Source organism: Gordonia sp. PDNC005, from assembly GCF_016919385.1.
Lineage (GTDB): Bacteria > Actinomycetota > Actinomycetes > Mycobacteriales > Mycobacteriaceae > Gordonia.
Genome location: NZ_CP070351.1, coordinates 3,213,845 through 3,231,787, shown reverse-complemented (window position 1 = coordinate 3,231,787; position 17,943 = coordinate 3,213,845). Strand labels below are relative to the sequence as shown.

Below are 17,943 nucleotides of genomic sequence, written 5' to 3'. Positions count from 1 at the left end.
CACACAGTCCGCACGCCTCAGGAGGCCACCAGCATGCGAGTCGGCATCGGAACCGACGTCCACCCGATCGAATCCGGCCGTGACTGTTGGATGGTCGGGCTCCTCTTCGCCGACGCCGACGGCTGCTCGGGCCACTCGGACGGCGACGTCGGCGTCCATGCGCTGTGCGATGCGCTGCTGTCGGCCGCTGGACTCGGCGACCTCGGTCTCGTGTTCGGAGTCGACCGACCCGAATGGCGAAACGTGACGGGTGAGGCGATGCTGCGGCATGTCGTCGGACTGCTCGACGATGCGGGTTTCACGCCGGTCAACGCCGCCGTGCAGATCATCGGCAACCGACCGAAGATCGGTCCGCGTCGCAGCGAGGCCCAAGAGGTCCTGTCAGGGCTCCTGGGCGCGCCGGTGTCGGTGTCTGCGACCACCACTGACGGGCTCGGTCTGACCGGCCGCGGTGAGGGTGTCGCCGCAGTGGCCACCGCGCTGCTCGCGCTCAAGTAGAATCGCAGGCCGTGACGCTTAGCCTGTACGACACCGCTTCCCGCGAGGTCCGCGACTTCGTTCCCCTTCGACCGGGGACGGTCGGCGTGTACCTGTGCGGCGCAACAGTCCAGGGTGTGCCTCACATCGGGCACGTCCGCAGCGGGATCGCGTTCGACGTCCTCCGGCGGTGGCTCACTCACCGTGGCTTCGACGTCCTGTTCATCCGAAACATCACCGACATCGACGACAAGATCCTCCGCAAAGCCGATGAGGCCGGACGGCCGTGGTGGGAGTGGGCGACGACGCACGAACGTGCGTTCACGTCCGCATACGACGCGCTGAACGTCTTGCCGCCCTCGGCGGAGCCGCGCGCCACCGGCTACGTCACTCAGATGGTCGAGTACATGGAACGCCTCATCGACCGCGGACACGCGTATGTCGCCGACGGCAACGTGTACTTCGACGTGATGAGCCAACCGGACTACGGCAGTCTGTCGGGGCACAAGCTCGACGACGTCCACCAGGGTGAGAGTGCGGGCACCGGAAAGCGCGACCCGCGCGATTTCACACTGTGGAAGGCGGCGAAGCCGGGCGAGCCGTCGTGGCCCACGCCGTGGGGACACGGTCGGCCCGGATGGCATCTCGAATGCTCCGCGATGGCGACGTCGTTGCTCGGACCCGAGTTCGACATCCATTGCGGCGGCATGGATTTGGTGTTCCCGCACCACGAGAACGAAATAGCGCAGAGTCACGCCGCGGGCGATGGCTTCGCGCAGTACTGGCTGCACAACGGCTGGGTGACGATGAGTGGCGAGAAGATGAGCAAGTCGCTCGGCAACGTCGTCTCCATCCCGACGATGCTCACCAAGGTGCGGCCCGTGGAATTGCGCTACTACCTCGGCAGTGCGCATTACCGATCGATGCTCGAGTACTCCGAGGGCGCCCTGCACGAGGCCGCGGCGGGTTTCCGTCGTATCGAGTCGTTCGTGAAGCGTGTCGCGGAACGTGTCGCGGACGTGCCCGTCGGCGACGTCAACGACGACTTCGCGACGGCTCTCGACGACGATCTCGGCGTCCCCGCGGCGATGGCCGCCGTGCACAACGCGGTACGTGAGGGAAACACCGCACTCGAAGCGGGCGACGGCGAGAAGGCGCTTGCGGTCGCGGCGTCGGTGCGGGCGATGACCTCGATCCTCGGAACCGATCCGCTCGACGAGCACTGGGCGTCGTCGGCCGACTCCGACGACGCGGCGACTGCAGCACTCGACGTGTTGATTCGCGCCGAACTCGATCGGCGCGCGACCGCGCGTGCCGCCAAGGACTGGACCGCCGCCGACGAGGTTCGTGACCGCCTCGCAGCGGCAGGCGTCGACGTCACCGACACACCCGACGGCGCCCAGTGGGCGCTGAAGACGAAGGACTGAAGCATGGCCGGCAATTCGCAGCGTAAAGGCGCCGTCCGCAAGGACGGCAGCAAGAAGGGCCAGAGTGTCGGCTCCGGAGGGCAGCGGCGTCGTGGCCTGGAGGGACGCGGCGCGACCCCGAAGGCCGAGGACCGCGTGTACCACGTGGCGCACAAGAAGGCCAAGGCCACCGCGAAGGCGGCGGCCGGGCGTCCGCGAAATCAGCGGAAGTCCGACGACGGCGGTCCGGAGTACGTCCTCGGCCGCAATCCGGTCGTCGAATGCCTACGGGCGAAGGTTCCCGCGACGGCTCTGTACGTGATGACCTCGATCGAGGCCGATGAGCGAGTCCGTGAAGCCGTGCAGACCGCGGGAGACCGTGGCATCTCGATCCTCGAGGTCGGCAAACCCGAACTCGACCGTATGTCGCCGAACGGCCTGCACCAGGGTCTCGCCCTGCAGGTGCCCGAGTATCGGTACGCGCACCCAGACGATCTGATGGCCGATGCGCGCGCGTCGTCGCGACAGCCGCTGATCGTGGCGCTCGACAACATCACCGATCCCCGCAACCTCGGGGCCGTCATCCGTTCGGTCGCCGCGTTCGGCGGCCACGGTGTGCTGATTCCACAGCGCCGTAGTGCGGGTGTCACGGCGGTCACCTGGCGAACCAGCGCGGGTGCCGCGGCACGACTTCCCGTCGCACAAGCCCCGAATCTGACACGCACTCTTGTCGAGTGGGCGAAGTCGGGCGCGCAGATCGTCGGACTGGACGCCGGCGGCGACGTGACGCTCGACGAGTACGACGGCACCGGCCCGGTGGTCGTTGTGGTCGGATCGGAAGGCAAGGGGCTGTCCCGCCTCGTCCGTGAGACGTGTGATTCGATCCTGTCGGTCCCGATGGCAGGTGATGTGGAAAGTCTGAACGCATCGGTCGCGGCGGGAGTCGTTCTGGCGGAGTTCGCGCGCCAACGCCGGCTGGCATAGGGGACTTTCCGCGCACATATCGTGCGCAAGGTGTCATCTGAATGACATTCGGGCAACAGGATTCTCGGATTTTCCTGATTGTTCGTTAGCCTGTAACCCGTGTTGTACCAGTCGCGGCTCGGGATTCTTGATCGCGTCCGCGTTCTGTCGAAGCGGCGCGTGGAACTCGGCGTGCGCGGATGGTCCTTCGTGGTCGGGGTTCTTGCGGCGTTTGTCGTCGTGATCCAGATCGTGTCGTTGAACTTCGACATCCGCGGTCCGGTAGACCTGCTCGCTCACGACTTCGTCGGACGGCCCGGCATCGGTGAGATCAAGATGGCCGGCCTGATCCTTGCTCTCGTCTGCATGCCCGCACGGCTGCGCTGGTGGGTCCTCGGGGGTGTTCTTGCGCTCGAAGGCGTCTGGAATCTGCAGCGGCTGATCGTCGGCGACCCGGGAACCATCGGAAACGGCATCCTCTGGGGTCTGGTCGGGACGGCCGTGTTCGCGTTCTGGAAGCTCCACGGCACCGAGAAGGCCGCCACGCTCAAAGCCGTCGGCCTCGGAATGATGCTCATCGTCATGGGCCGCGTGGGCGACGCCTGGCTCGTCCTGTCGACGAAGGCGAACACCACCGTGCTCGACGAGTACGTCGAACTCGCGGACCGTGCGCTCGGCTCGCCGTCCTGGGCGGTCGGACGAGTGGTCACCGACAGTGCCTTCCTCACCGAAGTGTGCAGCCGCGTGTACGTCTACCTGCCGGTCGGCGCCGCGGTGATCGCGTTCTTCCAACTGCGGAACGTCGCTCGCGACGGCTTCCCACGACACCACATCGTGCGGACCTTCCTGATCATTGGCATGATCGGTCCGATCGTCTACTTCATCTTCCCGGTCGTCGGCCCGACCTATGCGTTCGGACATGAGCTGGCGGGCGCGGGCTGGCAAGACGTGTGGCCGTGGGTCAACCCCGACATCACCGAGCCCGTCGCCGCCCCCTACAGCCAGTTCATCGCTCGGAACTGCATGCCGAGTCTGCACACCGCGTGGGCGATGGCGATCTTCCTGCACGGCTGGCGGGGATCCACCGCGTCACGGATCTTCGGAACGTTCTGGTTGATCGCGACCACGGGCGCTACTCTCGGGTTCGGATTCCACTACGCCGTCGACGTTCTCGCGGGCGCTGTCTTCACCTTGACCTTGGAGGCCGCACTCACGCGCCCTGAGATCGGATGGACCAGAATCCGGATGGGCGTGGTCTTGATGGGTGCCGCGATGTTCGCGGGCCTCCTCGCGTTGACGCGATACGCCGCGATGGAGCTCGCGACGGGTGGGGCGGCTGCGACTGCACTTCTACTCGCGCCCCTGGTGCTGACCGCGGCGGGCTTCCTCCTCGTGGAACGGCCGGAACTGCTGTCCGTCGAAGACCGCCCCGGCGGGCCGACGCTTCCCGGTCGTCGCCCGAAATTCTTCGCGCAGCGTTCTCAGATCTGAGGCGTGCGCGCGGCCCGGATGGCCATGGCGCTGTCGATCGACAGCAGGATCAGCGCGGCCCACACGATGCCGAAACCGATCCAACGCTGAGTGGGCAGATGCTCGCCGAGCACCGTGACGGCGCACAGCAGTTGGATGACCGGTGTGATGAACTGGATCAGCCCGATCGTCACGAGCGGAATGCGCCGTGCCGCCGAGGCGAACAGCAGCAATGGAACGGCGGTCGCAACGCCGGACAGGCAGAGCAGGGCCGTGTGCACCGTCCCATGCCGCCCGAAGTCGAGGCCCGATCCGGACATTCCCACCAGCCCGAGGATCACCACGGCGGCGGGAGTCAAGACGGCGGTCTCCAACGTGAGTCCACGCAGCGCCGACAAGTGCGCCCCGACCTTCTTCTTGGCCAGTCCGTACAGCGCAAACGAGCCGGCCAGGGCGAGGGACGTCGTGGGGAAGTGGCCACCCGCGATCGACAGGTACAGGCCGGCCACCACACCGACGCCTACCGCGGCCCACTGCAGCGGGCGTAGTCGTTCGCGCAGAACCACCACTCCGAGTGCCACGGTGACGAGTGGATTGAGGAAGTAGCCCAGTGCGGCGTCGCTGGTGTGGCCAGAGGTCACCGCTGCGACGTAGACGACCCAATTGATCGCGATCAGCACGGCCGCGATGCTCACGCCGGCCAGCAGCCGCCACTGTCCGCGGAGGTCGGCGATCCAACGCCAATCCCTCATCACGAGTAGGACGACCAGGCACAGCAGCAGCGTCCAGACGATTCGGTGAGCCAGGATCTCCCAGGCTCCGGTCGGGCGCAGTGCATCGAAGAACAGGGGGAACAATCCCCATGTCCCGTACGCCAGAAGCCCCGCGGCCAGCCCCTTCGACGATTCGGACCTCATCGAGCCGCCACGTCCACACCGGCGTCGGCCAACGCGGTGCGCACGGCGCGGGCGTGTTCGACGGCGCCCGGAGTGTCGCCGTGGAGACAGACCGAGTCGGCCTCCGCGTCCACCACCGTGCCGTCGACCGCGGTGATCCGGCCGGTTCTGGCCAGGTCCACTACGCGGGCGGCGATCTCATCGGAGTCGGTCAGCAGGGCCCCGGGCTCCGAACGGGGCACCAGCGTGCCCTCGGGTGTGTATCCGCGATCGGCGAAGGCCTCGATGATCACGGGAACCGCCGCCTCCCGAGCGAAACGCTGGGCGGCAGATCCAGGCAGGCACATCAGCTCGAGGCCGGTGCGCCGGACAGCCTCCACCAGCGCACGCGCCTGTGCCTCGTGGTGGACGACAGTGTTGTAGAGCGCGCCGTGGGGCTTCACGTACGCGACTCGGCCGCCGACCGTCGACGCGAGCGCGGTGAGCGCCCCGACCTGGTACAGCACGTCGGCGATGAGGTCCTCGGGCGCGACGTCGATGAACCGTCGTCCGAACCCCGCGAGGTCGGGATAGGACACTTGGGCGCCGATCCGCACGTCGAATCGGACGGCTTCTCGGCAGGAGTTCAGAAGGACTGTCGGGGTGCCTGCGTGGAAGCCGCATGCGATGTTCGCACTGCTGATCAGCGGCATCATCGCGCTGTCGTCGCCGACGCCTTCTCCGAGGTCGGCGTTGAGGTCGATCCAGAGCCGTGGCATGCACCGAGCCTAGTGTCGCCGGCGCCGATCGACCACCGGATACTCTTGGCGTCATGGCAGTGATGGACACGGTGGTGTCGCTCGTCGAGGGCGCGGTGCAGGGCAAGCGTGGACGCGGTTCGCGTCGCGGCACGATCTCCTGGAAGGGCATCCCGTTCGCTGCGCCGCCAGTCGGCGAGAAGCGTTGGCACGCACCGGAACCGGTCACGCCGTGGCCGGGAACGCTCGAGTGCTTCGACTACGGTCCGGCGCCGGTGCAGGAGAAGCTGTTCACCGCGCGGGCTTCGGGTCGGTTCCAGCCGCGCAGTGAGGACTGCCTGACGCTCAACGTTTTCGCGCCGACCACGGCGTCAGTGACGCCACGCCCGGTGATGGTCTTCAACTACGGCGGGGCCTACATCCTCGGCGGTACGTCGACGCCCATCTACGACGGTTCGTACCTGGCGCGGAGCCGCGACGTGATCGTGGTGACCGTGAACTACAGGTTCGGTCCGTTCGGCTTCCTCGATCTCAGCGACTACTCGACTCCCGAGCGGCGTTTCGACTCGAACGTCGGGCTCCGGGACATGGTCGCCGGACTGGAATGGGTCCAGCGCAACATAGGCGCGTTCGGTGGGGACCCGGACCGGGTGACCGTCTTCGGTGAGAGCGCGGGCGGCTCGGCGGTCCTGACACTGCTGTCCACGCCGTCGGCACGGGGGCTGTTCTCGCGGGCCATCTCGCAGAGCCCTGCGCCCGAGCTGATCGTGTCGAAGGAGAACTCGCGGATCTTCGCCGACGAGTTCGTCCGCCTCGTCGCCGACCCGACCCGCCGAAGGGGACCCGAGCGCACCGAGGAACCACTCGACCCGACAGACGTCGCGCGCATCCTCGACGGCGCGTCGGCGCATGAACTGCTGCGGATCGGCAACAAGCTGCTCGGGTTCGCGCGCAGCGCGAACCTGTCGAACCCGATGCCGTTCGCGCCGACCGTGGACGGCGAGTACCTGCCGCAGGCGCCGCTCGACGCGGCTCGGGACGGCAACACGTTGCCGGTTCCGACGATCATCGGCAACAACAAGGACGAAGGCGAGTTGTTCGCCAGATTCTGGGACATCATGCCCGATGCCGCACAGGCGCTCGTCGGCGTCGACGATCCGGAGATCCGGATGGAGCTCGAGCTCCTGTATCCGGGTGAGCGAGACCAGGTTCGCATGTCCGCGGATGCGACGTTCTGGGAACCGACGATCCGCTTCGCCGGGTACCACAGCGAGACGGCGCCGACCTACGTCTACCGCTACGACTACGCGCCCGCCCTCCTCAACGCGACAGGTATCGGCGCGACGCATGCGACAGAGCTCCTCGCGGTGTTCGGCATCTACCGCGACCCGATCGGTGTCGGTCTCGCGGCGGCGGGCAGTTGGGGTTCGACGAAGCGGATCACCGCGACCATGCAGTCGAACTGGACGTGGTTCGCGCGTAAGGGTGTGCCGTCGCCCGCATGGCCCGCGTACCGGAAGGGCGACCGTCGCGTGATGATCCTCGACGACCCACCGCGTGTGGTGCGTGATCCCGACGGTGCACGTCGCGCTGCATGGGAGCGGGTCCATGTGCCCGCGGCGGTGCTGGTCGAGGCGACCCGATGAGGCGCGTGCGACCGATGTCGCTGGTGGTGGCCGCGGCCGCGGCAGGCGCCGTCGTTCTCGCAGCATGCGGGACGGACCCGGCCGCGCCGGCGTCACCCACGCTCACCGCGTCGTCCACGCCGGTCTCCTCGAGCTCAGACCTGTCGAGCAGCGGGAGTTCCTCGATCCCGAACACCCTGCCGCCGCCGTACATCGCGGGTGCCGATTGGGTGCAGACCGATGTGGGCGCGAGCCTGCAGATCCGTCCGACAGCGAACGGTCGTCGGGTCGTCGGCGTCACAGCGGGCGCGGAGGCGTGGCGTGAGGTCCTCGCGATCGCACCCGACGGCGACACTCCGGGGATGAAGGCGCAGTTCGACTGCCACTGGACCTTCGCCAGGATCGTTCAGCCGGACAAGCCCAGCTGGAATCTCGAACCTTCCCGCCCCGTCGTCTCCGAGACCGAGATGATCTCGACCCGATGCAACCCGGGTGCGAAGGAAGAGGCGAACTGAGCGACAACCGTCAGCGGGATTCTCGAGGTACGCGTCCTTCCTCCACGATCTGGCAGGAACGTAACACCGGGGCGCGTTTCGTGCACCACACCTATGTGACTTTTGCGGCACAACGTTCCGACGGTGGCGGATTGGGGTCGTCATCCCGGGAATCAACCGTCTAGTCAGTCTCGTCGGCGCATTCCGAACACACGGCAGCCCAGATAGATCGCGAACGAGATCGAGGTGACCATCACCGAGACGGGGAGTTCGGGAGCCAGCGAGAGCACCAAGCCGCCGACTGCGGCGGCCTCGGCGAACACCACGGACAGCATCAACACAACGGTCGGGTTCGCCGACAATCGGGACGCTGCCGCCGCAGGCGTGATGAGCAGGCTCATCACCAGCAGAGCGCCGATGATCTGAACGCCCTGCGCGGCGGCCAGGCCGACGAGGACGGCGAAGACCACCGAGAGCAGGCGAGTGGGGACGCCTGCCGTCTCGGCGACGCGCGGGTCGAGACTCGCGAACAGCAGCGGCCGGTAGATGATCGCGAACACGGTGAGAACAACCACGGCGGTGATGCCGACTGCGATCAGTCCATCCCGTCCGACGCTGACAACCTGCCCGGTCAGCAATGCGAATCCGGTCCCGACACGGCCGTAGAGGCTCAGAAACAGAACACCGAGGCCGAGTCCGAACGCCATCACGACGCCGATCACCGAGTCCCGTTCGCGTGCGCGCTGCCCGAGCAGACCGAACACGGCGGCCGCGACGACTGCGCCGATCACGCCACCGATGTTCACGCCGACCCCGGCGAGCAGTGCGGCCGCGGCGCCGGTGAACGACAATTCGGCTGCACCGTGGACGGCGAAGCTCATCTGACGGGCCACGATCATCGGGCCGAGCACACCGCCGATCAAGCCGAGCAGTGCGACGGCGACAAGCGACTGCTGCACAAACGCACGCGAGAGCAGATCGCCGGTCTGTGTGAAGTTCCAGAAGTTGCCCATGTCGGCGGCGAGGACGGTGGTCGTCACGAGACGGCCTCGTCGGCGTATCCGTGCTCGATGCAATGGTGGGAGTCCTCGCCGCCGACGACGACAAGGCGACCGCCGATGCGAAGCACGTCGATCGGACTGCCGTAGAGCTCGGAGAGGGTCTTCGAGTTCATCACCTCGTCGACGGTGCCGACTCTGAACTGCCCACCCGCGAGGTAGAGGACGCGGTCGACGAACGGGAGGACGGGATTCAACTCGTGCGTCACGAACAGGATCGCAGTGTCTGCCCGGCGGCGACGCGCGTCGAGCAGGTCGACGACGAGTTGTTGGCTCTTCAGGTCGAGACTGGCGAGCGGTTCGTCGCAGAGCAGGATCGCCGGATCGCGAGTGAGGGCTTGTGCGATGCGCAGCCGCTGCTGCTCACCGCCGGACAGCAGACCGACAGGGCTCGAGGCGTAGCGCGTCGCGTCGACCTCGGCGAGAGCCGCGTCGACCTGGGCGCGACGCGTGCGCAGTCCGCGGAGCCCCAGACCCCACGAAGTGCCGTCCGCGCCGAACCCGACGAGGTCGCGGCCGCGGAGCATCATCGTGTCGGAATCGTCGGCGTGCTGCTGGGGGATGTACCCGAGTCTGCCGTTGACGGTCATCGTCCCCGCCGTTGTCGACGTCTGGCCGAGGACTGTGCGCAGGAGAGTCGTCTTGCCGGAGCCGTTCGGTCCGAGCACGGCGATGAACTCACCCGGCTCGACGTCGAGATCGAGGTCACGCCAGAGGGTACGAGATCCGAACGACAGTTCGGAACCGGTGAACCGCAGTACGGGTTCGGTCACTTGGTGAGGGCCCTCTCAAGCGCGGCGATCTGAGCGGACTGCCATGCGATGTAGTCGGTGACGCCGTCCGGCAGCGTCTCGGTGAACTGAACGACGGGTACTCCGGCCTTGTTCGCGGTGGCGAGCACGGCTTCGGTGGCGGCGTCGACGGCCTGCACATTGTAGATCAGCGCGGACACCTTGCGACCGGTGAGCAGATCGTCGAATGCGGCGCGGTCCGCGGCAGACGGGGACTGGCCTTCTTCGACGGCCGCCGTGAATCCGGCAGGCGCCACATCGGAGATCCCGGCAGACTCGAGGAGAGCAGTCGCGAGCGGTTCGGTCGCCGCTACGCGGGTGTTCGGATGTGTGCGTCCGATGACGGACATCCGGGCACGCAGGGCGTCGACGTCGGTGCGGAACGCCTTCGCGTTCGAGTGGTAGGCGTCGGCGTGTGCGGGTGCCACCTCGGCCAACGCGTCGGCGATGCGGTCGGCGGTGTCGGCGACGACGGCGAGGTCGTAGAACGCGTGCTCCTCCGAGTGAGAGTGTCCCTCGTGGCCTCCCGCATCCGATGCGCCCTCCAGCGCGGTCACCTTGACGCCCTTCGCGTCGGCGGCGGCGCGCTCCATGTACTCGTCGTAATGGCCGCCGTTCATGACGATCACATTCGCGTCGAGCACACGCGCAGTGTCGGCGTTTGTCGGCTCGAACTCATGCGGATCCCCGCCGGGTACCGAGAAGAGTGCGCTGACGTCGGCGTTCTCTCCGCTGACCGCGGAGGCGACGGAGGCCCACACGTCGGTCGACGCGACCACGACGGGATGGTCGGTGTCCTTCGGGCCGGATTCCTCCGAGCATGCGGCCAAGGAGACGACCAGGGCGGTGGCCGCGATGAGCGCCGCGACGGCGCGGAATGAACGGACTGAAGACATGTCGACAGGAAGACTTTCGGTTCTACGAGCTGCGGATTAAAAGTCCGTGGCTCTCTCGGTGATGCGGGCTGAACGATCAGAAGGTAATGAAAATCGTTACCGACAAATCGTAGAGCGGATCGCGCGCGTTTGTCGAAGCGATGCGCGAACCCGCATCTGTCACGTCGCGGGTGCGGGCGCGGGGGAGACCCGGCCGCGGATTCACTACCCTGGAGGCATGACCGGTCGACATGTCCCGCGGCGCTTGGCACTCATCTCCGTGCACACGTCGCCGCTCGCACAGCCGGGCACCGGTGACGCGGGCGGTCTCAACGTCTACGCGTGGCAGACGGCGACTCGCCTCGCGAAGCGAGGAGTGGAGGTGGAGATCTTCACCAGGGCGACATCGTCGACCGATGAACCGAGTGTGGAGGCCGCGCCGGGCGTCACCGTCCGGCATGTGCCCGCCGGGCCGTTCGACGGTCTCGACAAGCGTGACCTGCCCGGTCAGCTGTGTGCCTTCTCGGCGAACGTGCTGCGAGCAGAAGCCGCACAGGAACCCGGCTACTACGACCTGATCCACTCCCATTACTGGCTGTCGGGTCAGGTCGGCTGGCTGGCCAGGGACCGCTGGGGTGTGCCGCTCGTCCACACCGCGCACACGCTCGCCGCAGTCAAGAACGCCTCGCTCGCCGAAGGCGACACCGCGGAACCGAAGCTGCGGGTGATCGGCGAGCAGCAGGTTGTCGACGAGGCCGATCTGCTGGTGGTCAACACTCCGACCGAGGCATCCGAACTCGTCGAGTTGTACGGAGCCGATCCGAACCGGGTGGACATCGTGGTCCCCGGCGCCGATCTCGATCGTTACGTGCCCGGCGACAAGATCGCCGCTCGAGCGCGCTTCGGCCTTGCACCCGACGATGTGATCGTGACGTTCGTCGGCCGGATTCAACCGCTCAAAGCACCCGACGTGTTGATGCGGGCGATGGCGCCGCTGATCCGGGCCGACTCGACTGGCCGACTCCGACTACTCGTCGTCGGTGGACCGTCCGGCAACGGACTCGGACTGCCCGAAGCACTCATCGAACTCGCGGCGAGCCTGGGGATCGCCGCGGGTGTCACCTTCCTACCGCCGCAATCGCCGACCGACCTGGCCGACGTGTACCGCGCGTCCGACCTGGTGGCGGTGCCGAGCTACTCGGAGAGTTTCGGTCTGGTGGCACTGGAAGCTCAGGCGTGTGGGGTTCCGGTCCTCGCGGCGAACGTCGGTGGACTCGGAGTCGCGGTCGCCGACGGGGTGACAGGCGAACTCGTCGACGGCCACGACATCAACCAGTGGACGTCGCGGCTCGCCGCGCTCCTCGCCGACCCCGCCCGACTTCGCAGCCTCGGTGCACGCGCTGCGGTGCACGCCCAGGGGTTCTCGTGGGATCACACCACCGACGCGCTGCTCGCCAGCTACGAGCGGGCGACCACCGCCTACCGACGTGCCGCAGGCCGCTCGCCTGGGCTGTTCGGTCTGCGTCGGCGTCGCTCTCGCCCGCGCGTCACCGTCTGACGCACCGAAACGAACTGGAGGGACATCCCATGCCAACATCCGACGCGAACGACCTTTCCGAGCCGCTGCGCGCCGCGCTCGACGCATCCGGGATCGATTACGCGCGCAAGTCGTCCGGCGGCGCGAAGTCGGAGCACCTCGTCGTGGAGCTGCCGGGTGAGCGAAAACTCAAGACCACCGTCCTGCTGACCGCGGCAGTCAATGGAGTGCGTGTTGAGGCCTTCGTGTGCCGCAGACCCGACGAGGAGTTCGAGGCGGTCTACCGCTACCTGCTCAAGCGGAACCGCCGCCTGTACGGGGTGGCGTACACCTTGGACAACGCGGGTGACATCTATTTGATCGGCCGGATCTCGGCCGACGCGGTGACTCAGGATGAAGTGGACCGCGTGCTCGGTCAGGTCCTCGAGGCGGCGGACGGCGACTTCAATCAGATCCTCGAGATCGGCTTTCTGACGTCGATCAAACGTGAATGGGCGTGGCGCACCGCGCGCGGCGAGCCGATGAAGAACCTCGAGGCGTTCGCTCACCTCATCGATCCCGACGATCTCCCCGAGATCGCTCCCCTCGACGGCTGACCCGCCGCGGGAGGCAGCCCTAACTCTGACAACGAGTGTTGGTAAGGTCATCGGTGACTCCTCCCACACCGAAGGGCGCCACATGACCATCGTTTCCCCGTTCCCGAACGTCGAGATCCCGGAAGTCGGCGTTTACGACTTCCTGTTCTCGGATCTGACCGACGCCGATCGCGAGCGGATCGCGCTCATCGACCCGAAGTCGGGCACCACGACGACGTACGGACAGCTTGTCGCCCAGATCGATGCTGCCGCAGGTGCGTTGGCCGCGCGCGGGATCGGGGTGGGCGACGTCGTCGCGATCCTGTCGCCGAACATTCCGGCTTTCGCGACCGTCTTCCACGGAGTCCTGCGCGCCGGCGCCACTGCGACCACGCTCAATGCGCTCTTCACCGCGAATGAGATCCGCAAGCAACTCGTCGACTCGAAGGCGCGGATGATCGTCACGATCTCCCTGATGGCGCCGCAGGCGCTCGAAGCCGCACGTGAGCTGGGCTTCGACGACGCCGACGTCGTGGTGCTCGACGGTGAGGGGCAGGCCGCGAGCGGTCACCCGAACGCCGTCGACCTGCTCGGTGCGGGACTCCCCGCACCCGACGTCACCTTCGATCCGTCGACTCACATCGCCGCGCTCCCGTACAGCTCGGGCACCACCGGCAACCCGAAGGGCGTCAAGCTCAGCCACGCCAACCTGGTGTCGAACGTCGCGCAGATTCGCCCGCTGCAGGGAATGAAGGAAGACGATGTGATCATCGCCGTCCTGCCGTTCTTCCACATCTACGGCATGACGGTGCTGCTCAACGCCGCACTTCGCGCCCGCGCATCGCTGGTCATCATGCCGCGCTTCGACCTCGTCGAGTTCCTCGAGAACATCCAGGAACGCAAGGTCACCTATGCGTTCATCGCGCCGCCCATCGCCGTTGCGCTCGCCAAGCATCCGATCATCGACAACTACGACCTGTCGTCGCTGCACACGATGGTGTCCGGCGCCGCACCGCTCGACTCCGAGCTCGGCAACGCCGTCGCCCAGCGCCTGAACCTGCGGATGCTGCAGGGATTCGGCATGAGTGAACTGTCGCCCGTCAGTCACCTGATCCCGTTCGACGGCGGAACCGGAACCGTCGGAGTCGAAGCACCCCTCGCGTCGGTCGGCTGGGCCGTCCCGAACTCGGAGAATCGAATCGTCGACCCGGCCACCGGCGCCGACGTCGATCAGCCCGGCGAAGGCGTCTCGGCACCCGGTGAACTGTGGGTCCGCGGACCGAACGTCATGGTCGGGTACCTCAACAACGACGCCGCGACTGCCGAGACGATCACAGACGACGGTTGGCTGCGCACCGGCGACATGGCGACCGTCGACGCGTCAGGCTGCATCACGATCGTCGACCGCCTCAAGGAGCTCATCAAGTACAAGGGCTACCAGGTTCCGCCCGCCGAGCTCGAGGCGCTGCTGTTGACGCATCCGCAGATCGCCGACGTCGCCGTGATCGGAGTCAATGACGCCGACGGCGAGGAGATCCCGAAGGCGTTCGTCGTCACCCAGCCGGGCGCCGAGCTGACCGAGGACGAGGTCATCGCGTTCACCGCCGAGCGGGTCGCGCCGTACAAGAAGGTCCGTGCGGTCGAGTTCATCGAGACGGTCCCGAAGTCGGCGTCGGGCAAGATCCTGCGCAAGGACCTCCGCAAGTAACTCCTTCCTGTCGTTGAGCGGCCGTCGGTCGCTCAACGACAGGGAAGGCGTATGAGAAACTAGCTCCCATGAGCAACGGCACTTTGATCTTGATGCGGCACGGCGAGAGCGAATGGAACGCGTCCAACCAGTTCACCGGCTGGGTCGACGTCGCCCTTACCGACAAGGGCCGCGCCGAAGCGGTCCGCGCGGGCGAACTGCTCGTTGAGCACAACCTGCTCCCCGACGTGCTCTACACGTCGCTCCTGCGTCGTGCGATCACCACCGCGCAGCTCGCGCTCGACGCCGCCGACCGGCACTGGATCCCCGTGGTCCGCGACTGGCGCCTGAACGAGCGTCACTACGGCGCACTTCAGGGCCTCAACAAGGCTGAGACCAAGGCGAAGTACGGCGACGAGCAGTTCATGCTGTGGCGCCGCAGCTACGACACTCCGCCGCCGGCCATCGAGGCCGACGCCGAGTTCAGCCAGACCGGGGACCCGCGGTACGACGGCATCGACGTGCCGCTCACCGAGTGCCTGCTCGACGTCGTGGAACGTTTCATCCCGTACTACACCGAGACGATCGAGGCCGATCTCCGCGCAGGCAAGACAGTTCTCGTCGCAGCGCACGGCAACTCTCTGCGGGCCCTCGTCAAATACCTCGACGGGATCTCCGACGCCGACATCGCGGAGCTGAACATCCCGACCGGCAACCCGTTGCGCTACGACCTCGACGAGAACCTCCGTCCGGTCACCCCGGGCGGTGAGTACCTCGATCCGGAGGCCGCTGCCGCAGGGGCGGCAGCCGTCGCCGCTCAGGGCGAGTCGAAGTAGATCGAAGAGTCGATTCGCCGGATTCGCAGACACCGGGACATCGCGCCATCTGCAGGGTAAACCTGCAGGTGGCGCGATCTCTTTGGGCCCGGTCGTAGGCTGAACGTGCGACATCCGACATCGCGTGCAGACAAGTGTGGCCTGGGCTACATTGGAAGCATGGCTGACGGGACGATTTCGGTGACGCATCTGGCCGAGCGTGAGCGCTACCGCGCTGACCTCGAGAACGACGACGGCGACGCGCTGGAGGTCGGATACGTCGACTACACGCAGGACGGCGATCGACTCGCCTTGACGCACACGGTGGTCTACGACCGCTTCGGTGGACGCGGCTTCGCCGCAGACCTCGTCAAGCACGTCCTCGACGACGTGCGCTCCAAGAACCAGACCGTGGTGCCCGTCTGCTCGTACGTGGTGCGTTACCTGGAGAAGCATCCGGAGTACTCGGATCTCGTCGCATCCTGACACGCTCCGCACACTGTCGGTTCACCTCGACGCAACCCATGTGGACCGGCAGTGAATGCTGCGCGAAGAGTGGCTTCCCGGGCTGCGAACTTCAGGCGATGACACGTAGGATTCGGGTGTGTCCGAGACCAGCGGTGACCGCTTGATCGATGGTGCCGCAGCCGGCCGCTTCGGCCCGGCGAACGTCGACGCCTCCTACCTTCACGCCCTCCAGCCCCAAGACGTCTCGCGGAGTGACTTGCTGACCTTGATGGTCGCGCACTCGGAGACCGGCATCGTCGTCGTCGACGAATACCACAACGTGGTCGTCTACAACGACCGAGCAGCAGACCTCGGGATGGTCCGGGACGTACTGGCCGACGGGGTCGCCGAAGCGGTCTCCGAGGTCTTCACCACCGGCGTGGACCGGCACTTCGACTTCTCGCCTCCGCAGTCGTCGCTCGGCTTCGTCTCCACCGGCCGGACGGTGCACCGCCCTGTGGAGACCGTGCGGTGTGTTGCGAGCCTCGCGGCCCTCACCGGGCAGCGCTACGTCCTCGTGTACGGCGACGACGACTCCACCAATCAGCGTGTCGAGGCCACTCGCCGTGACTTCGCGGCGAACGTCTCCCACGAGTTGAAGACACCTCTCGGCGCCATCAGTTTGATGGCCGAGGCGATGCTCGAGTCCCGTGACGATCCGGCCGCCGTCGAGCACTTCGGTCGCCGCGTCCTCAAAGAGGCCACGCGCATGGGCTCGCTCGTCAACGAGTTGATCGGCCTGTCTCGGTTGCAGGACGGAGCGATCGCCGACTTCGTGCGCGTCGACATCGACGCCCTCGTCGACGACGCCGTCGCCGCTGCGGGCGTCACCGCGGAGATCGCCGAGATCGACCTCGTCACCGACGGGCCGTCGCGGGTGTCCGTGCAGGCGGACCGCACTTTGCTGCTCACCGCTCTCAGCAACCTGCTGGTCAATGCGATCAATCATTCGCCGACCGGCGAAGTCGTGTCGGTGAGCCGCAAGCGGGTCGTCATCGACGACCTCGACATGATCGCGATCGCGATCACCGACCGAGGCATAGGCATCGCCCCGGTCGATCAGCAGCGAGTGTTCGAACGCTTCTACCGCGTCGACAAGGCACGTTCGCGCGCAACCGGCGGGACCGGTCTCGGTCTCGCCATCGTCAAGCACGTGGCAGCCAGCCATGGCGGCCACATCGGGCTGTGGAGCAAGCCGGGCACCGGCTCCACGTTCAGCCTGTACATCCCCATCGACCCGGACAAAGAAGAGGAACTTTCGCTTTGACGCACGTACTGATCGTCGAGGATGAAGAATCGCTGGCCGACCCGCTGGCCTTCCTACTCCGCAAAGAGGGTTTCGAGGCGAGCATCGTCAACGACGGGACGCAGGCGCTGCCCGCGTTCGAGCGCATCAACCCGGACATCGTCCTGCTCGACCTCATGCTCCCCGGCGTGTCGGGCACTGAGATCTGCAAGCTGATCCGCGCCAAGTCGGCGACGCCGGTCATCATGGTGACCGCCCGTGACAGCGAGATCGACAAGGTCGTCGGCCTGGAGCTGGGCGCCGACGATTACGTCACCAAGCCGTACTCGGCGCGTGAACTGATCGCCCGCATCCGCGCAGTGCTGCGCCGCGGGGGAGTGGTGGCCGACGACGAGGACGCAGCGATCGGCGTCATCGAGGTCGGACCGGTCCGCATGGACGTGCAGCGACACACCGTCAGCGTCAGTGGCACCGACGTGACGCTGCCGCTGAAGGAGTTCGACCTCCTCGAGTATCTGCTGCGCAACTCGGGTCGAGTCCTGACACGCAGCCAGCTCATCGATCGAGTGTGGGGCGCCGACTACGTCGGAGACACCAAGACGCTCGATGTGCACGTCAAGCGTCTGCGCTCGAAGGTGGAGCCCGACTCGTCCCAACCCCGGCACCTCATCACCGTGCGCGGTCTCGGCTACAAATTCGAGCCGTGATCTGATCGGCAGGACCTTTCGACTCACTCGGCGCTGGTCACCTGCTCCTTGAGCGAGCTTGCGAGTCGAAAGGTCCG

The 17,943-nt window shown here is 66.7% G+C and carries 18 protein-coding genes; 13 read left to right on the top strand and 5 right to left on the bottom strand.

The window, feature by feature from the left end; all coding sequences use genetic code 11:
* Positions 1 to 33: 33 nt before the first annotated feature.
* The 4 genes from ispF (at position 34) to JVX90_RS15505 (ending at position 4,337) form a co-directional block, all read left to right on the top strand.
* Positions 34 to 498 (top strand): 2-C-methyl-D-erythritol 2,4-cyclodiphosphate synthase, encoded by a 465-nt coding sequence (gene ispF / locus JVX90_RS15520; RefSeq protein ID WP_205332449.1) that lies wholly within the window; start codon positions 34 to 36, stop codon positions 496 to 498.
* 11 nt (positions 499 to 509) lie between these two features.
* Positions 510 to 1,904 (top strand): cysteine--tRNA ligase, encoded by a 1,395-nt coding sequence (gene cysS, locus JVX90_RS15515; RefSeq protein WP_205329595.1) that lies wholly within the window; start codon positions 510 to 512, stop codon positions 1,902 to 1,904.
* A 3-nt stretch (positions 1,905 to 1,907) separates the two neighbouring features.
* Positions 1,908 to 2,867, top strand: a complete 960-nt coding sequence (rlmB, locus tag JVX90_RS15510; protein ID WP_205329594.1) for a 23S rRNA (guanosine(2251)-2'-O)-methyltransferase RlmB — start codon at positions 1,908 to 1,910, stop codon at positions 2,865 to 2,867.
* A 99-nt stretch (positions 2,868 to 2,966) separates the two neighbouring features.
* Positions 2,967 to 4,337, top strand: a complete 1,371-nt coding sequence (locus JVX90_RS15505) for a phosphatase PAP2 family protein (RefSeq protein ID WP_240193919.1) — start codon at positions 2,967 to 2,969, stop codon at positions 4,335 to 4,337.
* On the opposite strand, the gene rarD is transcribed toward JVX90_RS15505, so the two are convergent.
* Both rarD and JVX90_RS15495 read right to left on the bottom strand, forming a co-directional pair.
* Positions 4,328 to 5,233 carry an EamA family transporter RarD gene (gene rarD / locus JVX90_RS15500; protein ID WP_205329593.1) on the bottom strand — a complete coding sequence of 302 codons (906 nt, stop codon included), beginning with the start codon at positions 5,231 to 5,233 and terminating at the stop codon, positions 4,328 to 4,330. The genes JVX90_RS15505 and rarD overlap by 10 nt on opposite strands.
* Positions 5,230 to 5,970, bottom strand: a complete 741-nt coding sequence (locus JVX90_RS15495; RefSeq protein WP_205329592.1) for a 5-oxoprolinase subunit PxpA — start codon at positions 5,968 to 5,970, stop codon at positions 5,230 to 5,232. Before JVX90_RS15495 ends, rarD begins: the two co-directional genes overlap by 4 nt.
* A 53-nt stretch (positions 5,971 to 6,023) precedes the next feature.
* Between JVX90_RS15495 and JVX90_RS15490 the strand changes: the two genes are divergently transcribed.
* Positions 6,024 to 7,595, top strand: coding sequence for a carboxylesterase/lipase family protein (locus tag JVX90_RS15490; protein WP_205329591.1), 1,572 nt, complete (start codon positions 6,024 to 6,026; stop codon positions 7,593 to 7,595).
* Positions 7,592 to 8,089: a DUF2599 domain-containing protein gene (locus JVX90_RS15485; protein ID WP_205329590.1), complete on the top strand. Its 498-nt coding sequence runs from the start codon at positions 7,592 to 7,594 to the stop codon at positions 8,087 to 8,089. The genes JVX90_RS15490 and JVX90_RS15485 overlap by 4 nt, the downstream gene beginning before the upstream one ends.
* A 164-nt stretch (positions 8,090 to 8,253) precedes the next feature.
* Here the strand turns inward: JVX90_RS15485 and JVX90_RS15480 are convergent, their stop codons facing one another.
* Genes JVX90_RS15480 through JVX90_RS15470 form a run of 3 tightly spaced genes read right to left on the bottom strand, consistent with a single transcriptional unit; the run spans position 8,254 to position 10,813 of the window.
* Complete coding sequence (locus JVX90_RS15480) at positions 8,254 to 9,108, bottom strand: metal ABC transporter permease (RefSeq protein WP_205329589.1); 855 nt, start codon at positions 9,106 to 9,108, stop codon at positions 8,254 to 8,256.
* The gene (locus JVX90_RS15475) at positions 9,105 to 9,899 is read right to left on the bottom strand and encodes a metal ABC transporter ATP-binding protein (RefSeq protein WP_205329588.1); all 795 of its coding nucleotides are present in this window, start codon (positions 9,897 to 9,899) and stop codon (positions 9,105 to 9,107) included. The genes JVX90_RS15480 and JVX90_RS15475 overlap by 4 nt, the downstream gene beginning before the upstream one ends.
* Positions 9,896 to 10,813 (bottom strand): zinc ABC transporter substrate-binding protein, encoded by a 918-nt coding sequence (locus tag JVX90_RS15470; RefSeq protein ID WP_205329587.1) that lies wholly within the window; start codon positions 10,811 to 10,813, stop codon positions 9,896 to 9,898. Before JVX90_RS15470 ends, JVX90_RS15475 begins: the two co-directional genes overlap by 4 nt.
* A gap of 217 nt (positions 10,814 to 11,030) precedes the next feature.
* Here JVX90_RS15470 and mshA point away from each other — a divergent pair, with 217 nt between their 5' ends.
* From mshA to JVX90_RS15435, 7 genes are all read left to right on the top strand, one after another.
* On the top strand, positions 11,031 to 12,350 hold the full coding sequence (gene mshA, locus JVX90_RS15465) for a D-inositol-3-phosphate glycosyltransferase (RefSeq protein WP_205329586.1): 1,320 nt from the start codon (positions 11,031 to 11,033) through the stop codon (positions 12,348 to 12,350).
* A gap of 29 nt (positions 12,351 to 12,379) precedes the next feature.
* Complete coding sequence (locus JVX90_RS15460; protein ID WP_205329585.1) at positions 12,380 to 12,925, top strand: YbjN domain-containing protein; 546 nt, start codon at positions 12,380 to 12,382, stop codon at positions 12,923 to 12,925.
* Between the two features lie 82 nt (positions 12,926 to 13,007).
* The gene (locus JVX90_RS15455) at positions 13,008 to 14,612 is read left to right on the top strand and encodes an AMP-binding protein (protein WP_205329584.1); all 1,605 of its coding nucleotides are present in this window, start codon (positions 13,008 to 13,010) and stop codon (positions 14,610 to 14,612) included.
* A gap of 68 nt (positions 14,613 to 14,680) precedes the next feature.
* Positions 14,681 to 15,427: a phosphoglyceromutase gene (locus JVX90_RS15450; protein WP_205329583.1), complete on the top strand. Its 747-nt coding sequence runs from the start codon at positions 14,681 to 14,683 to the stop codon at positions 15,425 to 15,427.
* Between the two features lie 159 nt (positions 15,428 to 15,586).
* Entirely contained in the window at positions 15,587 to 15,892 is a 306-nt protein-coding gene (locus JVX90_RS15445; RefSeq protein WP_205329582.1) for a GNAT family N-acetyltransferase, read from the top strand.
* 118 nt (positions 15,893 to 16,010) lie between these two features.
* Positions 16,011 to 17,180: an ATP-binding protein gene (locus JVX90_RS15440; protein ID WP_205329581.1), complete on the top strand. Its 1,170-nt coding sequence runs from the start codon at positions 16,011 to 16,013 to the stop codon at positions 17,178 to 17,180.
* Positions 17,177 to 17,866 (top strand): response regulator transcription factor, encoded by a 690-nt coding sequence (locus JVX90_RS15435; protein ID WP_205329580.1) that lies wholly within the window; start codon positions 17,177 to 17,179, stop codon positions 17,864 to 17,866. The genes JVX90_RS15440 and JVX90_RS15435 overlap by 4 nt, the downstream gene beginning before the upstream one ends.
* Positions 17,867 to 17,943: the final 77 nt, after the last annotated feature.